The sequence below is a fragment of the Ruegeria sp. YTSA105 genome, from assembly GCF_059610225.1.
Genome location: NZ_JBXWNE010000019.1, coordinates 22,832 through 41,753 on the forward strand (window position 1 = coordinate 22,832; position 18,922 = coordinate 41,753).

Annotated in this window: 19 protein-coding genes and 1 tRNA gene; 12 read left to right on the forward strand and 8 right to left on the reverse strand. The window is 55.7% G+C overall.

Features of this window, described 5'->3' with window-relative positions:
- The first annotated feature begins 49 nt into the window (after nt 1-49).
- The 4 genes from AC2FH2_RS18205 (at nt 50) to AC2FH2_RS18220 (ending at nt 4,373) form a co-directional block, all read left to right on the forward strand.
- The gene (locus tag AC2FH2_RS18205) at nt 50-1,012 is read left to right on the forward strand and encodes an alpha/beta fold hydrolase (protein WP_496814502.1); all 963 of its coding nucleotides are present in this window, start codon (nt 50-52) and stop codon (nt 1,010-1,012) included.
- A 45-nt stretch (nt 1,013-1,057) separates the two neighbouring features.
- Nucleotides 1,058-2,605 (forward strand): arylsulfatase, encoded by a 1,548-nt coding sequence (locus tag AC2FH2_RS18210; RefSeq protein ID WP_496814500.1) that lies wholly within the window; start codon nt 1,058-1,060, stop codon nt 2,603-2,605.
- A 90-nt stretch (nt 2,606-2,695) separates the two neighbouring features.
- On the forward strand, nt 2,696-3,145 hold the full coding sequence (locus tag AC2FH2_RS18215; protein WP_145975742.1) for a hypothetical protein: 450 nt from the start codon (nt 2,696-2,698) through the stop codon (nt 3,143-3,145).
- Nucleotides 3,138-4,373 (forward strand): HlyD family secretion protein, encoded by a 1,236-nt coding sequence (locus tag AC2FH2_RS18220; RefSeq protein ID WP_496824721.1) that lies wholly within the window; start codon nt 3,138-3,140, stop codon nt 4,371-4,373. The genes AC2FH2_RS18215 and AC2FH2_RS18220 overlap by 8 nt, the downstream gene beginning before the upstream one ends.
- Before the next feature lie 387 nt (nt 4,374-4,760).
- On the opposite strand, the gene AC2FH2_RS18225 is transcribed toward AC2FH2_RS18220, so the two are convergent.
- Nucleotides 4,761-5,177: a MerR family transcriptional regulator gene (locus AC2FH2_RS18225; RefSeq protein ID WP_496814496.1), complete on the reverse strand. Its 417-nt coding sequence runs from the start codon at nt 5,175-5,177 to the stop codon at nt 4,761-4,763.
- Between the two features lie 70 nt (nt 5,178-5,247).
- Between AC2FH2_RS18225 and AC2FH2_RS18230 the strand changes: the two genes are divergently transcribed.
- The 4 genes from AC2FH2_RS18230 (at nt 5,248) to AC2FH2_RS18245 (ending at nt 7,780) form a co-directional block, all read left to right on the forward strand.
- Complete coding sequence (locus AC2FH2_RS18230) at nt 5,248-6,018, forward strand: transglutaminase-like domain-containing protein (protein ID WP_496814494.1); 771 nt, start codon at nt 5,248-5,250, stop codon at nt 6,016-6,018.
- On the forward strand, nt 6,018-6,647 hold the full coding sequence (locus AC2FH2_RS18235; protein WP_496824723.1) for a cation efflux transmembrane domain-containing protein: 630 nt from the start codon (nt 6,018-6,020) through the stop codon (nt 6,645-6,647). The genes AC2FH2_RS18230 and AC2FH2_RS18235 overlap by 1 nt, the downstream gene beginning before the upstream one ends.
- A 78-nt stretch (nt 6,648-6,725) precedes the next feature.
- Nucleotides 6,726-7,193 (forward strand): DUF411 domain-containing protein, encoded by a 468-nt coding sequence (locus AC2FH2_RS18240; protein WP_496814492.1) that lies wholly within the window; start codon nt 6,726-6,728, stop codon nt 7,191-7,193.
- Nucleotides 7,194-7,231: 38 nt separating this feature from the next.
- Nucleotides 7,232-7,780 carry a c-type cytochrome gene (locus tag AC2FH2_RS18245; protein WP_496814490.1) on the forward strand — a complete coding sequence of 183 codons (549 nt, stop codon included), beginning with the start codon at nt 7,232-7,234 and terminating at the stop codon, nt 7,778-7,780.
- Nucleotides 7,781-8,082: 302 nt separating this feature from the next.
- Here the strand turns inward: AC2FH2_RS18245 and AC2FH2_RS18250 are convergent, their stop codons facing one another.
- The 4 genes from AC2FH2_RS18250 to AC2FH2_RS18265 form a co-directional block, all read right to left on the reverse strand.
- Nucleotides 8,083-9,651, reverse strand: coding sequence for a relaxase family protein (locus AC2FH2_RS18250; protein ID WP_496814488.1), 1,569 nt, complete (start codon nt 9,649-9,651; stop codon nt 8,083-8,085).
- Nucleotides 9,651-10,118, reverse strand: a complete 468-nt coding sequence (locus AC2FH2_RS18255) for a plasmid mobilization protein (protein ID WP_496814486.1) — start codon at nt 10,116-10,118, stop codon at nt 9,651-9,653. The genes AC2FH2_RS18250 and AC2FH2_RS18255 overlap by 1 nt, the downstream gene beginning before the upstream one ends.
- A complete protein-coding gene (locus tag AC2FH2_RS18260; RefSeq protein WP_496814484.1) occupies nt 10,115-10,972 on the reverse strand; it encodes a hypothetical protein in 858 nt (285 codons plus the stop codon). Before AC2FH2_RS18260 ends, AC2FH2_RS18255 begins: the two co-directional genes overlap by 4 nt.
- A gap of 155 nt (nt 10,973-11,127) precedes the next feature.
- Nucleotides 11,128-11,204, reverse strand: a tRNA-Arg gene (locus AC2FH2_RS18265).
- Nucleotides 11,205-11,319: 115 nt separating this feature from the next.
- On the opposite strand from AC2FH2_RS18265, the gene AC2FH2_RS18270 reads away from it, so the two are divergent.
- Both AC2FH2_RS18270 and AC2FH2_RS18275 read left to right on the forward strand, forming a co-directional pair.
- Nucleotides 11,320-12,345 carry a LacI family DNA-binding transcriptional regulator gene (locus tag AC2FH2_RS18270; protein WP_496690504.1) on the forward strand — a complete coding sequence of 342 codons (1,026 nt, stop codon included), beginning with the start codon at nt 11,320-11,322 and terminating at the stop codon, nt 12,343-12,345.
- Nucleotides 12,346-12,348: 3 nt separating this feature from the next.
- A complete protein-coding gene (locus AC2FH2_RS18275; protein WP_496824725.1) occupies nt 12,349-13,563 on the forward strand; it encodes a winged helix-turn-helix domain-containing protein in 1,215 nt (404 codons plus the stop codon).
- Here the strand turns inward: AC2FH2_RS18275 and AC2FH2_RS18280 are convergent.
- Both AC2FH2_RS18280 and hpaR read right to left on the reverse strand, forming a co-directional pair.
- On the reverse strand, nt 13,556-14,254 hold the full coding sequence (locus AC2FH2_RS18280) for a fumarylacetoacetate hydrolase family protein (protein ID WP_496824727.1): 699 nt from the start codon (nt 14,252-14,254) through the stop codon (nt 13,556-13,558). The genes AC2FH2_RS18275 and AC2FH2_RS18280 overlap by 8 nt on opposite strands.
- A gap of 616 nt (nt 14,255-14,870) precedes the next feature.
- On the reverse strand, nt 14,871-15,323 hold the full coding sequence (gene hpaR, locus AC2FH2_RS18285; protein WP_496714264.1) for a homoprotocatechuate degradation operon regulator HpaR: 453 nt from the start codon (nt 15,321-15,323) through the stop codon (nt 14,871-14,873).
- Between the two features lie 228 nt (nt 15,324-15,551).
- Here hpaR and AC2FH2_RS18290 point away from each other — a divergent pair, with 228 nt between their 5' ends.
- Nucleotides 15,552-16,964, forward strand: coding sequence for a pyridoxal phosphate-dependent decarboxylase family protein (locus tag AC2FH2_RS18290; RefSeq protein ID WP_496714266.1), 1,413 nt, complete (start codon nt 15,552-15,554; stop codon nt 16,962-16,964).
- 9 nt (nt 16,965-16,973) lie between these two features.
- Nucleotides 16,974-17,741 (forward strand): HpcH/HpaI aldolase family protein, encoded by a 768-nt coding sequence (locus tag AC2FH2_RS18295; RefSeq protein ID WP_496714268.1) that lies wholly within the window; start codon nt 16,974-16,976, stop codon nt 17,739-17,741.
- On the opposite strand, the gene AC2FH2_RS18300 is transcribed toward AC2FH2_RS18295, so the two are convergent.
- Nucleotides 17,738-18,880, reverse strand: a complete 1,143-nt coding sequence (locus AC2FH2_RS18300; protein WP_496824729.1) for a DUF3095 domain-containing protein — start codon at nt 18,878-18,880, stop codon at nt 17,738-17,740. The genes AC2FH2_RS18295 and AC2FH2_RS18300 overlap by 4 nt on opposite strands.
- Nucleotides 18,881-18,922 lie beyond the last annotated feature (42 nt).

Below are 18,922 nucleotides of genomic sequence, written 5' to 3' on the forward strand. Positions count from 1 at the left end.
CGTCCTGCCTAGCCATAGGCAGTCTTGACCTCCAGCAGCGAGGCAGACGATGAAGTTCACATCAATACCCGGAGCAATCTTCAACGAATTCATAGCGTCAGGTTTGATGCTCATAACACCCGAGTATCGGGCGCTGAAAGCTGTTCAGAAAAGGTCCTTCGATAAAATGGACGCGTTGACCGATTACAAGATGAGCTTTCAGTTCATGACCATCAAGGGTCTTCGCCTCAGGTACTCGGCTGCAGGCAACGAAAGCGGTCCGGCAATACTCTTTCTGAGTCCGCTACCGCAGAGCATTCGTTGCTTCGAACAAATCTGGCCAAGTCTTGCCAAAAAGTTTCGGTTGATCGGGCTCGACCTTCCCGGCTTCGGCCGGAGCGAAGGCGGCTACGAGGTGATGAATACCGAAGCTCAAAGCGAGATCCTGGATCTGTTTGTTCGCGAGCTTGGAATCTCGGATTTTCATCTGGTTGGACCCGACGTTGGCATGCCGGTTGCGCTACACTACGCCATTCATCGTGATCATCGTTTGAAGAGTCTCGTTTTGGGGGACGGACCTTGCGTCACCCCATCGCATAATGGTTCAATCATCGACCGGGCCGTCACTTCACCATTGTGGCGCCTGATATTTAAGATTGGAGGGGCCGGGCCATTCGTGGTTGGAGCCAACAAGCTCGCCTATGTAAACTATACTCCTAGTGATGACGAGGTAGAGGACTATTTTGCGTCCTACCGCGGCAGGATACCCGCCGTCATGCAATGGTTCAAAGCCTATCCTGAAATCATCGACTCGATTGAGCCTTATCTTCCCGAAATTGATCTGCCGATCCAAATCTTTTGGGGAGAGGATGACAAACTCTTGCTCGTGGAAACGGCGCATAAATTTCAGGAGCGACTCAAAAACTCGAAACTTCGAGTTTTTGAGGAGTGCGGGCACTTCTCATATCAGGATAAGCGAGAAGATTTCGCTCAAATGATCAACGATTGGGTCGATGGTGGCCATGCTGAATAAGCGCTGCGCTGAAATGGCGAAGGCAAATAATGGACTTGGAGTGCTATGACTAAATCCCTGATTCGAAGCGTAATAGTTGCAACTCTGATGACAGGGGTCATGGGAGCTGCATTTGCCGAAGAGCGGAAGCCTAACATTCTAATCATCACCAGTGATGATACGGGAATCTGGGATCTCAGCTTCAATCACAGAGGTTCAAGAGGTTACAAAACACCGAACATTGATGGTTTGTTCGAAGACGGCATGGCCTTTACGGACTACTATGCCGAGCAATCTTGTACCGCAGGGCGCTCCGCCCTAATCACTGGTCAGGCCACAATTCGAACTGGCCTCGCAAAGGTGGGCCTGCCCGGCGACAAGAATGGAATGAACGAACAGAATCCGACGATAGCCGCGGCTTTGAAGGATCAGGGGTATATCACTGCGCAATTTGGAAAGAACCATCTGGGTGATCGCGATGAACACTTGCCAACAATGCACGGGTTCGACCGCTTTTTCGGAATATTGTACCACCTGAATGCGTACAACGAACTAGAAAACGAAGATTACCCCGGAAATCCAGTTTTCAAGGAAAATCTTGGTCCTCGAAATCCTGTCAGAAGTGTCGCAAACGGTGATGGCACGCAGACCATCGAGGATATGGGCCCGCTGGATCGGGAACGCATGAAGACCTTTGATGATGAGGTGCTTTCCGAGGGTTTCGATTTTCTTGAACTGGCAAAAGCGAGCGACCAACCGTTTTTCCTTTGGATGAACTCTACCAGAATGCACTACCCCACCTATGTGCCTGATGAGTGGAAAGGAGTTTCTGGACAAGGCAAATATGCCGACGGTTTGTTGCAGCATGATGCATGGGTCGGCTCTCTTTTGGGAAAACTGGATGATCTTGGTTTCTCGGAGAATACCATTGTCATCTACCATGCCGACAATGGCCCTCAGACAAGCCTATGGCCTGATGGCGGGATTACTCCCTATCGGAGCGAGAAGTTCACCAATTGGGAAGGTGCATACCGTGTTCCCGGAGCGGTACGATGGCCAGGCCGCATTCCCTCCGGAACGGTTTCCAACGAGATTATGTCCAATCTTGATTGGTTCCCAACACTGCTGGCAGCCGCAGGCGAAGTAGACATTGTTGAGAAGCTGAGGGAAGGCCATGAGCTAAATGGGAAACCATATCGTGTGCATCTGGATGGCTACAATCAATTGCCTCTGTTGACCGGCGAAACCGAGGAAGGTGCTCGACAGGAGTTCTTCTATTTTACTGACAACGGAGGTGTGGCGGCCATGCGTTTCCGTGATTGGAAGCTGGTCTTTAGCGAGCAACGAGGCACTGCCTTGGGCGCTTGGCAAGAGCCGATGATCCCGCTCAGCTTCCCAAAGCTCTACAACCTCAGAACAGACCCCTTCGAAACGGCAGACTTCAACAGCAACAGCTATGACCAGTGGGCATTTGACAGAACGTTTGTCGGCGCGATCGCTCAAGCCACGGCCAGGAACTTTTTCAGGAGTCTTTTGGAGTTTCCACCGCAACAGGCAGCGTCGTCGTTCAATCCAGAGGTCATCCTGCAGCGTATCCAGTCAAACAACAACTGACGCGAAAATCATGGGCGCGCTCAAATGGTTTGTAAATGCGCCTTATAGGCATCGCACGATCGCAGCAGATTCGAGACGGAGAAATAAAGTATGAGTACTCTTTCTGAGACACAAAGCATGCACCCGTTGGCCACGGGCCATTTGCCGTCGTTTTTTCCTTCAAGCGACGGAAGCGACTTATTGTTCATCCTGGTCGTGGTTGCAATCATTGGAATTTTCGTAGTCGCAGGTGCCGTGTACTTTACACTTCATTCCGTGCCGGAAAATATCGCACATGAAGCTGGCCATGCCCAGTTTCAAGTGGTGGGGATATTGGCACTGCTTGCATTGTTCACGCACAATAATCTGTTTTGGGTGATTGCCTTGGTCATTGCGGCTTTCAAGTTTCCCGACTTCTTGACCCCTATCAAATCCATAGCTCGGTCTCTCAATCCACTGAAATCGATTGCGTCATCTCTTGACGCAATTCAACTTTCTGTCGCTGCGCCCCGCGGTGAGAAAACTGCCCAGCCTAAAATGGAAAGTGACGGAAATGCTTGAGTTCCTGCTTTGCTCTTTAGTCACAATTTTCCCGGATTACCTTTTTCGCCGTTACTGGCAAGGAAAGAAATGGGGGCAGGAGATAAACCTCTTCTCGGTATGGTACGAGCTGAGATATGGCTTGACGACATGTCTGCTTCTTACGCTGGCCTTGATCACCGTAGTTTTCTACTATCACCCATCTGCCACGAATGTCCGTTCGTTCTTTCGAACGGTTACAATTCTCCCGGAAACCGGGGGACGGGTGTCTGAGGTTTTGGTCGAAAACGGGCAATCTGTAAAAGGTGGCCAGCTTCTTTTCCGCTTGGACAGCGCCAGCCAAGATGCGGCTGTTCTCGCGGCCAAAACAAGAATTCTGCAAACCGAAGCTTCGATCCCTGTAGCCGAGGCGAACTTGGCGGCTGCCGGTGCAACAGTAGAAATGGCGAAGGCCAATCTGGCGCAAGCAGAATATGACCTTGCCCAGGAAAGAGAACTTGCTGACAGGAATTCCGGCGCAGCTCTCGAACAGCGACTGGTGAGAGCGTCGAATCTGGCTTTGGTGAGGCAGAACGAGTTGGAAGCTGCCAAGGCCAATCAGCTGGCCGCTCAAGAGCGTTTGAAGGAACAAATACCTGCTGAATTGGAGGCGGCAAAAGCGACCCTGGAACAAGCGGAAGCAGAGCTCGCCAAAACTTACGTCTACGCAGGTGTGGATGGTTCAGTCGAGCAATTCACTTTGCAGGTCGGAGACTATGTCAATCCGATCTTGCGCCCTGCAGGGATCCTTATCCCTGAAAAGTTCTCCAGCAATAAGCGATTCCTAGCCAGTTTCGGCCAGATTTCCGCGCCTGTCATCAAGGTGGGAAGCTACGTCGAAATGTCCTGCCTTTCCAAACCTTTCACTGTAATTCCAATGGTGGTGGTCGATATTCAGGATGTTCTACCCTCGGGGCAGATTAGGCAGGAGGACCGTCTTCTTGATCCGCAGATTGGCCTGTTGCCGGGCAGCCTAACGGTTTTCCTAGAGCCTGTTTATCCTGGCAGTGTCGACGAAGTTTTGACCGGGTCCACGTGTCTGGCGAATGCCTACAGCAATCATCATGACGTTCTACACGAGGGTGACGTTGGTTCTGTCGAGCGGGTCTATCTACACGCCGTGGATACGCTGGGGTTGGTGCACGCGATTATTCTGAGAATTCAAGTATTTATGCTCCCGGTGTTTTCTTTGGTCTTGAGTGGCCATTGATTTGGAGCTCATTAGGGAAGTGATCGGAGACCATGGCGAGACATCCAGCGCTGGCGCAGCGAACGGCTGGCTCTGGCTTCGGCCGTTTTGACCATTTTGAACGACCGCTAATGGGAAATCATGCTGCGCCGCCACAACTGGCTCAGAAATTAGGCCGTCGTGCGGAAGTCAATTTCGCTGCATCAGCGAACGGCAGAAGAGTCCGCGTTGCAGTCATTCGAAACTGTCAAGTCCAGTGTCCGCAGTGCGGGACTTTTCCGACCTTCACTACATTAACACTGATGTCCGGTTTGAGGGGGATTGCTGCATCTATTGGTCTTACGCAACGGTTCCATGTCCACCGATCCAAGAAGGCAAGTCCTGCTGCTAAAAGAGGTCTTTGCCAGATCAATGTTCGCGGTCACAAAGCTTGTGATCAGCCAGTGACGCCAGCACGTAGCAATCCTTGGATATGCCATCACCGTCACACCCCTTGGACATTCGAACGAGTTCTTTCTCAAGGGCGCGCAACCGTTTGATTTTAATACGCACGTCCGTGAGCTGCGATGTCGCAATCTCAGTTGCTGATTGGCAAGAACGATTTGGGTGTTCCTGAAGTTCGATGAGGGACAGGATTGCTTCTATGGAAAAGCCTAAATCGCGGGCATGGCGAATAAAGCTTAGGCGCTCTAACCCCGCTTTATCGTATCGCCTTTGGTTGCCTTCAGTGCGCTCGGCTTCTGCCAAAAGTCCCAGCTCCTCATAGTAACGAATGGTCGGAACCTTAACTTTTGTGCGCTTGGAAAGCTCGCCGATAGAAAACATGAAGAAACCTCTTGAACCTCTAGTCACTAGAGATTGTATATGATGTGGGACGCCAGAACTAGAGTGATTCATGTCTCAGAAATACCTCGCCGAAACCCCCATGCTCGATTTTCGATCCAGTGCCATTCAAGGATTGATCGCTGAACGAGGATGGTCTTCGCTTGAACCCCACGCTCGCATTGGCGCGGCCTATGATTTCGTGCGCAACGAAATTCTCTTCGGATACAACAGCAACGATGCGCTGCCTGCCTCTCGCGTACTCGCCGATGGACATGGTCAATGCAACACGAAAGGCACGCTCCTGATGGCCCTACTCAGGGCGCTGGACATCCCCTGTCGGTTTCATGGCTTCACGATCGACAAAGGCTTGCAGCGTGGCGTTGTGCCGGAGTTGGTCTACCCAATCGCTCCGAGAGACATCCTCCATTCCTGGGTCGATGTCCTAACTGACGGCACTTGGATTAACCTCGAGGGTTTTATCCTTGACCACAGCGTCTTGAGCGCGCTTCAGGAGACCTTCCCGGATCGCACGTCTCTCTGCGCCTATGGCGCGGGGACAGATTGCCTTCAGGCCCCACGCGTCGAATGGACGGGCGCAAGCACTTACATCCAGAAGACAGGCATCAACCACGACTTCGGTGTCTTCGACAGCCCCGACGACTTCTATGCGGACCACAGCCAACTTTCGGGTTGGCGCGGTCTGTTCTATCGCCTTGTCGTCCGACACTGGATGAACCGGCGCGTGGCGCGCATCCGGCGCGGCCAAGTGCCGACCATACCCGGCGGCGAAGGCAATCTCAGTCCGGCACAAATGCCTCTCGAACTGAAGGAGGGTGTGTGATGGCAGGATGCTGCGGCAATGGCGCCAAGTTCGACGGCATGTCAGACGTGTACAAGCGGCGGCTCTGGATCGTCATCGCGCTGAACGCCACGATGTTCGTGGTCGAGATGACGGCGGGGCACTTGGCGAAGTCACAGGCGCTTCAGGCGGATGCTCTCGACTTCCTGGGAGACGCGCTCACCTATGGCATTTCGCTCGCCGTGATCGGAGCTTCGATCCGCGCTCGCACAAATGCGGCCTTGGCCAAGGGGATCAGCCTGTTCCTGATGGGCGCTTGGGTGTTCGGTTCAACTGTCTACCGCGTGTTCTACGTCGGTGTGCCGGAAGCCGAGATCATGGGCATTGTTGGTGCTCTGGCTTTGGCGACGAACCTTGCAAGCGTCTTCCTTTTGGTGAGCTACAAGGACGGGGATGCCAACGTCCGCTCGGTCTGGCTTTGCTCTCGAAACGATGCCATCGGCAATGTGGCGGTCATGATCGCCGCCTTGGGCGTCTGGGGCACGGCGTCAGGTTGGCCTGACCTCGTCGTAGCCGCTATCATGGCGAGCCTGTTTTTGTCGTCCTCGTTCCAGATCACTCGCCAGGCGCTCGCCGAGCGCCGCGAGGTCGTCGATCATCAGCATGCTTGAGCAAGATCACGACACATTGGCTCGGATACAGCCGCCAAGGGATGACAAGATCCAATACAGAGCAAAAGGACGACTCATATGCATATAACGCGCCGTCACATTATCACCGCCGCTGTAGGTCTTGCCAGCATTGCACCCTTCGCCGCGATTGCGCAGGGGACTCCGTCCATCCACGTTCTCAAGGACCCGAATTGCGGCTGTTGCCGGGTGTGGGTCGATATTCTTCGAGCGGAAGGCTTTCGTGTAACCGAGGAGCGCAGCTTTGGCACTCTGCTGGTTCGGCACAAGTTGGACAATGGCATCCCTCAAGACATGATGTCGTGCCACACGGGCGAGATCGATGGCTACATGATCGAGGGCCATGTGCCGGCTGCAGACATCCGTCGCCTTCTGGACGAACGTCCAGATGCAGTCGGTCTCGCCGTTCCAGGCATGCCCTATGGATCACCCGGAATGGGGCCGGAAGATAAGCGTGAAGCCTACGAAGTATTCTTGATCCGGCACGACGGTAGCACCGAAGTGTTCACGAGTTACGACGCAGCCTGAGGTGAAGTTCAACGATCAGAAACAATAGGGAGAAGACGATGAAGCAGAATGGATTACGCTATTTGGGTGTGGCCGCGTTGTGTGTCATCACTGCCACTGTGGCCCTCGCGCAGCAGCAGCGAGGCGACTGGTGGGGTCACGGGCCAATGGGACAGCGGCACATGTGGTCTGAACGCATGCCAGGCTGGGGGCACGGCAACATGGGTCCGGGCCAGCAACAGCGCATGCAACGACATTGGACTTACATGAACGAGGGCGTACCCGCAGCTTATCGGGGTGCTCGGAACACCATTCGTGCAACACCTGATGTTATCTCGGAAGGCCAGACGCTATACACAGCGAACTGCGCAAGTTGTCATGGAGCCGAGGGGCTCGGAGATGGCGAAGCCGGTCGTTCTCTCGCGCCTTCTCCCGCTCTCCTTAGATGGTTCGTTCAGATGCCGATGTCGGGAGACGAGTATCTGCTCTGGGCAATTTCTGAAGGTGGTGAGCGCTTCGGAACAGACATGCCACCCTTCAGGGAAACGCTGACTGAAGAAGAAATCTGGAAAATCATCGCTTACATGCGCGCAGGGTTCCCGCAGTAACGTCCATCGCGAACGCATTTTGAAGCTATTCGCAGTGCTTCCAAAAGTGTGCAATTTCGCCAATGCCGACATTCGCCGCACTACAGAAGATCTGTAAAGTGGGCTCTGACCTGCCGTTCGCTACACAATGCACCAAGGTCCGTTATGGGCTCTTTCAAGCTCTTCGCTGCATTCTACATGAACTTCCGGTTTATCCGCATGCCCACCCAGCAAAGAAATCGCAGACGTGTGGTGAATTGCTGCAGAACGAATCTAAGATTCCCGCTGCAGACCCTCGAACCACGCCAACATTTGCAGTTAGATCAAAGCGAGTGGCCCGCGCTGCGGTGGCTATCTCTCGCGTCTAACTCTCGTTCAGCCGCTTCTCGGCGTCTTTCGCTAGTTTCCAGCTGGTCTCTAATCCCGCTTGAAGCGTCTCGTAAGTCTGCTCCTCGCGCAGCAAGTCGGCCAATGTGGTTACGGACGTGAGATGTGATTTCATCAATAGCGCCACGCAGTGCGCCAAGCCATTCACCTTGCTTTCGATTCTGCTGGTCGAGCGTTTCTCCAAGGCGTGCAATTCCTTGGCTGAGCTCTCGCAGGCCGTCACCAACCGTTCGACGGATGCGAGCAATTCGCGCTCCAAAGCTGTCAGGGGTGTTATCGGTGGAATGGTCATCTAAGGCTCCTTGATCTCGATACAGATGATGGGCCGTTGCGCCATCGTGCAGGTCTTCAACTCCGTCCGGTCGGGGTCCAGCGTCACCCATGTCTGTCCCGCCTGTTCGATCCGCGTCATACCCATCTGCGTTAGCTCCGAGCGCGTGATCAAACCCGTCCAAAACCAACTCGCCATCAGCACTGTCGCGATCCAGGTTGAGACCATCCCCACGATCACCCAAGGTGAGATCGTCAACCAGCGCCTGATCGTCTCGCTCCGCCTCTCCAACTCGCTCTTGCTGTCGCTCAGAAAGAACCTGATATCGGTCTCGATTGTATGCAGCGCGCTGGTCGCAATGCTGCTGAAATCGCTCCTGAAGCTCTCCAGTTGAGATGCCATCAAGGCGGCGTGGTCGCTCCGGATCGTCTCCAGGTCCGCGTTCAATTTCTCGGCGAGGCGGTTCGGTTTGCCAGTCGTCATGGAAAATCTCTCCTTTCAATCGCCAGCGCTCACCGGTGTCGGGGTCTTTGGCGGTGATATAATTCTTGCTGGCACGGGGGATCTCGAAGCCCGCGTCGGTGAGTGCATCAATCATGCTGGCGCGGTCGGTGATGGTTCCGATGCTGATCTGATCGAGGATCCAATCGTGCAGCGCTTCGCGACCCTGCGCGCGCGTCGGCGCTTCAATCGTCGCCCTCACTTCGCGCGCGCGCTCCGGTTCTAAAGGGTCCGCCCAACCGTGGGTTTGGTTCAATAGATCGCGCAGGCTGGCAAAGGCGTTTTCATGCCCTGGCGGCGCGATGTTCAACGCCTTGCCGGTGCTGAGCTCAAGGCGTGGCGTGCAGAAGTGCAGCTCGACGTTGCCCTCATGCGAGTGGCGCACCCAAAGGCAGTCGTATTGATCCCTGTCCAGCCCAGCAAAGGCCAGAGCCTCAAATAGCTCAATGGCCTCTTGCTGGGCGGCGGGACTGGGATCGTCGCTGTCGGCAAAGCTGATCACACCTGCCGTGTAGCTCCATTTGTTGGGGCTCGCATCGATCAGGTCGCGGGTCTGATCGGGATTGCCGTGCAGCACCTCGGGCAGCGGGTCGCGGATCTTGGTTTGCGGCTGGCCGTTGTCATCACGGATCAGATTGCGGTTCTCGTCATAGGCCAGAACTTCACGCGCTGTCAGGTAATCTACGGGAGCTGCACCGCCACCAGTGCCGGTGGAGAAGAACGAGATGATCATTAGCCACCGCCTGTGTGCGCCGCCACGATCTGCGCCATCTGCCGCTCGATGACCACCAGTTGTGTCGCGACCTTGAGCGCATCGATCTGGCTCGCGCGGCCGGATTTGACCGCGCCGTTGATCCAGCGGGAGAGCTGATTGAGGTTGCCGCCGACACGGGCAATCGCAAAGGTCAGCTTCGGATCAACTCGGGGGACGGGCTTGCGCCGACGTGCCTCGGTCAGGCCCAAGGCCTCGCGCATCAGCGTGGCATTGGGCAGGCCAGCGGCGCGCGCCTTGGCTACAAGCGCTGCCTTTTCGGACGGTGTGCATCGAAAGATCACGCTCTCGGAAAGGCCCTCTTTGACGCCGCTTGCGCGCGTCTGGTTGGGGTTTGAAGGGGAGGCTTGCCGCCCCTCACAAGTCCCGCCGATGTAATCGGTGGGTAACCTTGCTCTCTGCTCTTTGTGGGGATCAGTTGCGTTCATGATCTCAGCCCTGCGGCCTCGATTTCGGCGGGGCTGACCAGGTTTGCAGCTAGCAAGGCGGTCACTTGGCCGGGCGTGATGTGACGGCACAGTGGATGGCGATCTGTGACCCATTCGGCCAAGCCTTTCAGCAACTCGGCCTCTTTGGCCTTGCCCGCTTCTCGTGCCTCCTCAACGTCGTGAAGATATTTCAACCAACGGCCAGAGGTGAACCAGTTGTCGGAGAAGCACACCTTGGATCGGGTGAAACCTTCGCTCTCACTCGCATAGGCCCGCACGGCTTCCTCGAGGTCTTTAGCATCCACACCATCGGCCAGCGCGTGGCGGATTTGTGAGAGGCAAACCGCTTTGCCGCGAATGCGATCTTCGGGATAGGCGGACAAAATCTTTTCTGAAATCTCATCCTCCACCGCCGCCTTCGCGTGCGAAGGATTTGGTTTTTGATATGGTTTATATCTGTTCTTATAGGATTTGCCCTCTGGGGCAGATGGCTTGCCCTCAGGGGCAAATGCATCATTTTCCCTTTCGGTCGGATCGATTTGCCCATTTGGGCAAATGGAGTTGCCCAGGGCATACCAACAGGTCCGGTCATATCGATCATCGCTGAAATTGCCTTTTATGATCAGCTCTGCGCTGACCAGCTTTTCGAGCGCTGTTCGGATCTGCTTCTCGGTCAGATAGGGGAACAACTCGCCAAAGGCCAAGATGGAATTGTAGGTCCAATACCGCCCGTCTCGCAGGTTGCGGCGGTTGGCTTGGTTCTTCTCGATCCAGAAGGTGATGTTCTGGAAAATCACCGCTGCGTTCAGGCCCACTCGCCCGGCGATTTCGGGATCAAAGCTATGACGGCTCATGATTGCCCCCCGAAGTACGCACAAACGTGCGAATTTTGTACAGGTTTTGTACGAGAAATCGGCCGTTTCAGCTGATTTCGGCCTGAAAGCTCACGGGACTTTTCGCACGCTTCCGCACAAAGCCCTGTAAATAAGCCATATTTTTCAGGTGTTTTTGGCGACCCCGGCAGGATTCGAACCTGCAACCTGCCCCTTAGGAGGGGGCTGCTCTATCCAGTTGAGCCACGGGGCCGCGCAAAACTCTCTGTAGCGTGGTTTTTTCGGGTTGTCATCGGCTTTGAAGGGCAGTTGTAAAATGCGTCCTGTTCACGCTACCATCGGACAAAACAACAACGCAGGTGCACCCCGTGACCACAGAAAACAAACGCCCACTCACCCTTCGTGATGTTTCTGAAGCGTCCGGAGTGTCTGAGATGACGGTCAGCCGGGTTCTGCGCAATCGGGGTGACGTGTCGGATGCGACCCGCACACGCGTTCTGGCCGCAGCAAAAGAACTGGGATACGTGCCGAACAAAATCGCTGGTGCGCTTGCCTCAAGCCGGGTGAACCTTGTGGCGGTGATCATCCCGTCGCTGTCGAACATGGTGTTCCCCGAGGTGCTGACCGGGATCAATCAGATTCTTGAGGATACCGAGCTACAGCCAGTGGTCGGCGTCACCGATTATTTGCCCGAAAAAGAGGAAAAAGTCCTGTACGAGATGCTCTCGTGGCGGCCCTCGGGCGTGATCATCGCCGGATTGGAACATACCGATGCCGCACGCGCCATGCTGGATTCGGCGGGGATTCCGGTGGTCGAGATCATGGACACCGATGGTAAGCCGGTGGACGCGATGGTCGGGATTTCCCATCGCCGCGCTGGGCGTGAGATGGCACAGGCGATCCTGAAAGCGGGCTATGAACATATCGGCTTTATGGGCACCAAAATGCCCCTGGATCACCGCGCCCGGAAACGGTTCGAAGGCTTTACCGAAGTGCTGGGCAAGCATGGGATCGAGATCGAAGACCGCGAGTTTTATTCCGGCGGCTCGGCCTTGGCCAAAGGCCGCGAGATGACTCAAGCCATGTTGGAACGCTCACCGGATCTGGATTTCCTGTATTATTCCAACGACATGATTGGTGCTGGTGGATTGCTGTATCTGTTGGACCAGGGGATAGACATTCCAGGCCAGATCGGTTTGGCAGGGTTCAACAATGTCGAACTGTTACAGGGCCTGCCGCGCAAGCTGGCCACAATGGATGCATGTCGACACGAGATTGGGCGCAAAGCAGCCGAGATAATCGCCGTTCAGCTTTCCGATCCCGCTTCCGAGGTCGAAAACCGCATAACTCTGACCCCCAAGATCAGTTATGGCGATACGCTGAAACGCCGCTGACCCATGGCGATGCAAAGGCTGAACAATCGGGCGGCCCGCGCCCTGTTCATGGACCGGCACGCGCTGGCAGAACAGCCGTCCGGGGCTGCGAAAGGGCCTGACCTGCTTGAATTGATCAGGCGTCTGGGATTTGTTCAGCTGGACAGTATCAACACGGTCGCCCGCGCCCATGACATGATCCTGTTTTCGCGCAGGCCCGCCTATCGCGCCAAAAACCTCAAGCATGTGTATGAACGTGACCGTGGGCTGTTCGAACATTGGACTCATGATGCCGCAGTCATTCCGATGGAGTTCTACCCCCATTGGCATCTACGGTTTCAGCGCGACGCTGACCTGCTGAAATCGCGCTGGAAAAACTGGCGTCGCGATGGGTTTGAGCAGCAATTTGAAACCGTATTGCAGCATATACGCGATCATGGGCCGGTTTCGTCATCGGATGTGGGAAAAGACGAAAAGAAAGGCTCCGGCGGATGGTGGGATTGGCACCCGTCGAAAACCGCGCTTGAATTCCTCTGGCGCTCGGGCGCGCTGACCGTGATCGGCAGGCAGGGGTTCCAGAAACGCTATGACCTGACCGAGCGGGTGATCGAGACGCATCTTTGCCCCGGCAATATGCCTTATGACGCCGAACATACCGTGGATTGGCTGTGCCATGCGGCACTTGACCGGCTGGGGTTTGCGACCTCGGGCGAATTGGCGGCGTTTTGGGATACGGTCAGCAGCGCAGAAGCCCGAAATTGGTGCAAAACCGCCTTGACCAAAGGCCGTGTCGAAGAGATCGAGATCGAATGTGCCAATGGTCAGGTCAGGAAACTGCTTGGACGCCCGGATGTTGCTGAACAAGCCGCGCAGATCCCCCCAGCGCCGGGTCGGATCAGAGTGCTGAGCCCGTTTGACCCCATGCTGCGGGACCGTGACCGTGCGCAGCGGCTGTTTGGGTTTCACTACCGGATCGAGGTTTTTGTTCCTGCCCCTAAACGCACCTATGGCTATTATGTTTTCCCGCTTCTCGAAGGCGACCGGCTGATTGGCCGGATCGACATGAAGGCCCATCGCGATCAGTCGGTGCTGCGGGTCAGCGCCCTGTGGCCAGAACGAACAGTACGGTGGTCAGATGCCCGCACGCGCCGCCTACAGGCCGAACTGGACCGGGTTCGTCGCTTTGCCGGGTTGGATGACATAGAATTTGCCGAGAATTGGCAAAAAGACCCTATTTAGGGTCTGATATACTCAATTTGACCGGCTGCAACCCGTCAACCTCACCTTCCAGTGAATCTCCGGGCTGGACCGGCCCGACACCGGCGGGCGTTCCGGTCAGGATCAGATCGCCCGGTTGCAGGTGGTAATAGCCGGACAGGTGGCTGATGATCTCATCGATCGACCAGATCAGCTCCTCCAAGGTTGCGTCCTGACGGATTTCGCCGTTAACGCGCAAAACGATGCGCTTTTGCGGATCAGGTTGCCAATCGCTCACGCGGGTCAGAGGGGCAAATACGGCTGCATTCTCGAAATCTTTTCCAAGATCCCAAGGGCGCTGTTTGTTGCGCTCGCGAATTTGCAGATCACGTCGGGTCATGTCCAGGGCGCAGCCAAAGCCAAACACCGCTTCCTGCACCTGAGGAGTATCAGCTTGAAAAACCGGCTTTCCGATTGCAACAGCCAGCTCCATCTCATGGTGGAAATTTTCGGTCCCCGGAGGATAAGCCGTCGTCACCCCAGACAGGACCGCGTTTGCAGCGGCCTTGGTGAAATAGAAAGGGGCCTCACGGTCGACCTCATGTCCCATTTCAGCCGCATGTGCGGCATAGTTCCTGCCCACACAAAAGATTCGCCCAACCGGGTATGTGTCGTCCTCGCCGGTAACCGGCAAAGCGATCGGATCAGGAATAGAGAACAGGCTACCCATCATCATGCCGCCATAACACAGGTTAGTTAAAGTGGATATTAAAGGGCATAAACCAGAGCAAGTCGCAATCCTTGGAAACCCGCACGCCGGTTTTTGCCGACAATTCGGGGATGATTCGGCACAGGCTTGCCCAAATCGAACCGGTAAGCCTGCGCGTGTTTCAAAATTCGCAGACATGGCTACTTATGGCGCTGGGCTTACTTTCAACATGCGACTGAAAACACTGCGACAGCTCATTCAGATTTTAGCCGTCAAACCTTGGAAAACTGCTGTATCGCGCTAGCTTATTGCTAACAGAAAGCGTTCAGCTCTGAGACGTCACCACTCACAAAGGCGGCGGACCACCAATCCTCCGCCTTCTTGCGAAGACACCCGCGTGGACGGCAGAAATCGCTGAAATCCGGGTGCGAGTATTCAGAGGACCACGGCCAAACACCCATCCCCCTGGGTAAGTTTGCGCCTGAGAAACCCCGATTTTCGGGGTCTGATGTTCTCTGAAACGTTGCCGGATCGTTTGAACACCCCTCGTATCCGGCTGTAGGCCAGGCACATGGTCCACTCGGGCCTGGCCACTCCGCCAGAGAGGTCACAAAGGCCCTCTGGCGGGGCCCACACACTGTTAGTCCCGAGAATCTGATTGTAATTTCAACTCGTGCAGATCGTTGAGAAGATCCAGCAACGCCTCATGCCGCTCTGGTCCCAGCGTGTTGCGGATTTCTTCAGCCAAAAGCAACGTATAGTCGATGTTATCCCGGATAATCCCTGCCCCTTTGACCGTGATCTCAACAATCTGCCTGCGCTTGTCGACCGGATGGCTTTTCCGCGCGACAAGGCCCTTGGCCTCAAGCTTTTGCAGAATGCGGGTCAGGCTGGGCAAAAGCAGACAGGCACGGTCAGCAATATGCGTGGGCTCTTGAGGGCCTTCCTCTTCCAGCACCCGCAGAACTCGCCATTGCTGTTCGGTTACGCCCGCTTCGACAAGCATTCTACGGATAGGCCCCATAACCCGTTCCCTCGCGCGCAGCAGCGCAATAGGCAAAGACCGGGACGTCAATGGAATTTCATGAGCCATGTTAAATTCTGGCCGAATTCGGTTCATTCTTCAACTGACCTTTCCGTGTTTGGAATTCTAGGCATTTATCGCTTATTAGAGCCTAAATTATTCCATTTCTCTCTGCGGAAACATGTTCAGATAAATCTCAGACCACTGGATTCCTGCAAAGGGCGTTGACGTTTCAACCCGGATATTCATCACTGGCACAGGATCGAAAGCGGTGTTCAGAGAAGATTGGAAGATAAAATGAACTGGGATGAATTCTCGGATTGGGGCGCCAAGATTGCTGAGTGGGCACAGGATTACCATCTGACTGTCGGCGACAATCCGGTTCGGGCCAGAACGGAACCCGGTGATATTCTTAACGCCTTACCCGCGCGCCCTCCCGAGCGCTCCCAGGCGATGGAGGAAATCTTTCACGATTTCGAACAGATCGTGATGCCTGGGATTACCCATTGGCAACATCCTCGCTTTTTTGCCTATTTTAATGCAAACGCCTCGGCCCCGTCGGTTCTGGCCGAGTTTCTAACCAGCGCCATCGCTCCGCAATGCATGTTGTGGCAGACATCCCCCGCCGCGACCGAGATGGAGACGCGGATGATGGATTGGTTGCGGCAGGCCCTGGATCTGCCCACGGGCTTTGCAGGTGTCATTCAGGATTCCGCCTCGTCCGCGACCCTGGCCGCTGTGCTGACCATGCGGGAAAAGGCGCTGAATTGGCAGGGCAACCAACATGGGTTGTTCGGACAGAAACCGCTGCGCGTATATTGCTCGGCCGAAGTCCATACCTCGGTTGATCGCGCCATATGGGTTGCGGGGATCGGGCAGGAAAATCTGGTGCGGGTGCCCATACAAGGCGACTGGCGCGGGATGGACCCACAGGCGCTGGAAACAGCAATCCAAGCCGATTTAGACTCTGGTTATCAACCAACCGGCGTGATCCTCTGCGTCGGCGGCACCGGAACCGGCGCGACCGATCCGGTAGAGGAATGTCTGAAGATTGCGCAAAAATACGGGCTATATTCGCATGTCGATGCAGCTTGGGCTGGCTCGGCCATGATATGCCCCGAATACCGCCATTACTGGGAGGGAGTCGAGCAAGCCGACAGCATCGTGTTCAACCCGCATAAATGGCTGGGTGTTCAGTTCGATTGCTGCGCCCATTTTCTGAAGGACCCCGATGATCTGGTACGGACACTCGCGATCAGCCCGGAATTCCTGAAGACCCACGGCAAGGACGGGATCATAAATTATTCTGAATGGTCGGTACCGCTGGGCCGCAGGTTCCGAGCCCTGAAACTGTGGTTCGTCATCCGCGCCTATGGTCTGGAAGGGCTACGTGAAAGGTTGCGCAATCATATAACATGGTCAGTGGCTCTGCATGACCGGCTGAAAGCTGAATCCGATTTCGAAATCACCACTAACCCTATGTGGTCATTGTGGACATTCCGCTATGCCCCCCCTGGATCAACCGATCTGGACGATCTGAACCTACGGCTGGTCAATGCGATCAATGATGATGGCCGCATTTACTTGACTCAAACCCGCGTTGATGGCGACTTGGTGATCCGCTTTCAGGCCGGTCAGTTTGAGACCACGCAGGCAGACGTCCAAATGGCATTTGACGTGATCACTGAAATCGCCCGCTCGCTAAACTAGAGGTTCCACATGTCCGCACCCGTCAACACGTTCAAACAAGCCCTGAAAAACGGCGACCATCTGATTGGTTGTTGGTCCAGCTTTGCTGAGGCGGTAACAGCCGAGATCATGGGCACTGCCGGATTCGACTGGCTGGTGATCGACGGTGAGCACGCGCCGAATGATATCCGGTCCATCCGGGATCAGCTGATCGCGCTGGCCGCCAGTCCGACACATCCCGTCGTGCGAATCCCGGTGGGCGACACCGCATTGATCAAGATGGTGCTGGACGCAGGTGCTCAGACAATCCTGGTACCGATGGTGGAAAGTGCTGAACAGGCGCGCGATCTGGTACGTGCCTGCCGCTATCCGCCCCAAGGTGTGCGGGGCGTCGGCGCGATGGCCTCACGCGCAACGCAATACGGAACGGTTCAGGACTACATTCAGACCGCAGACGATCAGATATGTCTGCTGTTACAGGTGGAAAACCGCGCCGGTATCGCCGCATTGGATGCCATTGCACAGGTAAAAGGCGTGGATGGCGTGTTTATCGGTCCGTCTGACCTGTCCACTGACATGGGTTTTCAGGGAAACAGCGCCGCGCCCGAGGTCCAGGCGGTGATCGCCGACGCGATGAAGCGCATCGTTGCAGCAGGCAAAGCCCCGGGCATTCTTGGTGTCACGGATGAGGCATCGCAGGCCTATAAGGACATGGGCGCCCAGTTCCAGGCGGTGGGGATCGACGTGATGCTGCTGACACAGGCGGCGCGTGCCCTGGCCGCAAGGTGGAAGGCCTAAGCCCGCATCGCCGAGGCCGCCTGAGCATACCCGCCCGAGGCACCATCGACGAAATGTACGTGATCGTCACGGGTGGCCGAGGGGACAAAGCAGGTCATCATCGCCTCGTCCTGTGCATGCAAGCCATAGTGGATGCTGCCCTGTTTCCGAGCCTGTTCAAGAACGGTCTGAATTTGCTTCAAGGTTGCCGGGTCACAATCCAGCGTCATTTTAAGACCGTCATCGAATTTGCGGAAATCCGCATTGCGACTGACCGTGCGCTTGTAGTGACCAGGCTCGAAATTACCCAATCGCTTTCCAGATTTGAACAGCAGTGCGATCATCAAATTCTGCGCCAACAGCTTGAGTTTCTGTACCAACAGATTGCGACCCGCACGGGAAACATGGGCGTCCAGCGCCAAACCAGGCGGAGGCCAGCGGATCGGAGGGCCGCTTTCCGGCATCGGGTGGCCGGACCGGTCCAATCCTTCAGCGGCCACTAGAACAGCCCTTGACAGGTCGGCGAAATCGGTCTCGGTAGCGCGGGCAGTTGGCTGAACCACCACCGAGACAATCTGACCATTCTGCGCCTTGCTGTTGGACCAGCGGCAGGACAGCCCGGTCAAATCCGGCAGCGCACCGGGGGCTGCGTACGGAACCTCAAACCGGCCTGCTTTCATCTCGGCCTCGGCCCAGGCCAGACCACCGCCCGAGAACATCGCATAATCCACCCCCTCGGATGGCGCGTAACGCGCAACCCGAAGATCCTTGCCCGCCTGCCGGATTTCGGCGACGGGCACGACGGCCCCGCGCAGTGCGATCTCGAACTCTTCTTCCGCCCAGCGCCGCAAATCGGCCAGAACGCTACGTGCTGCCTCTGCCGCGCTTGCCGGTACGGCGAACCCGGCACCATCACCCCCAAAGACATAGGGAAATTCTTGCCCGCGAAGCGCATTGATCATGGCCGAGATCACCGCGGCCCCAACCATGTTCACGGCCTTGTATCGTCCCCGCTCTATCTGACCGGTGGAATCCACGACATCTGCGACACCAAGAACCCATTCCGTCGGCACCGCGGTAAAGCGTTCAGGATCGGTCAGATTGTTAAAGTCCCGCAACAGCGGAAGGCTGTCATAAAATGCGGCCTGTGCATCTTTCATTGGTTCCTCGACAATATGAATAGACCTTCAGATAGCCCAAAT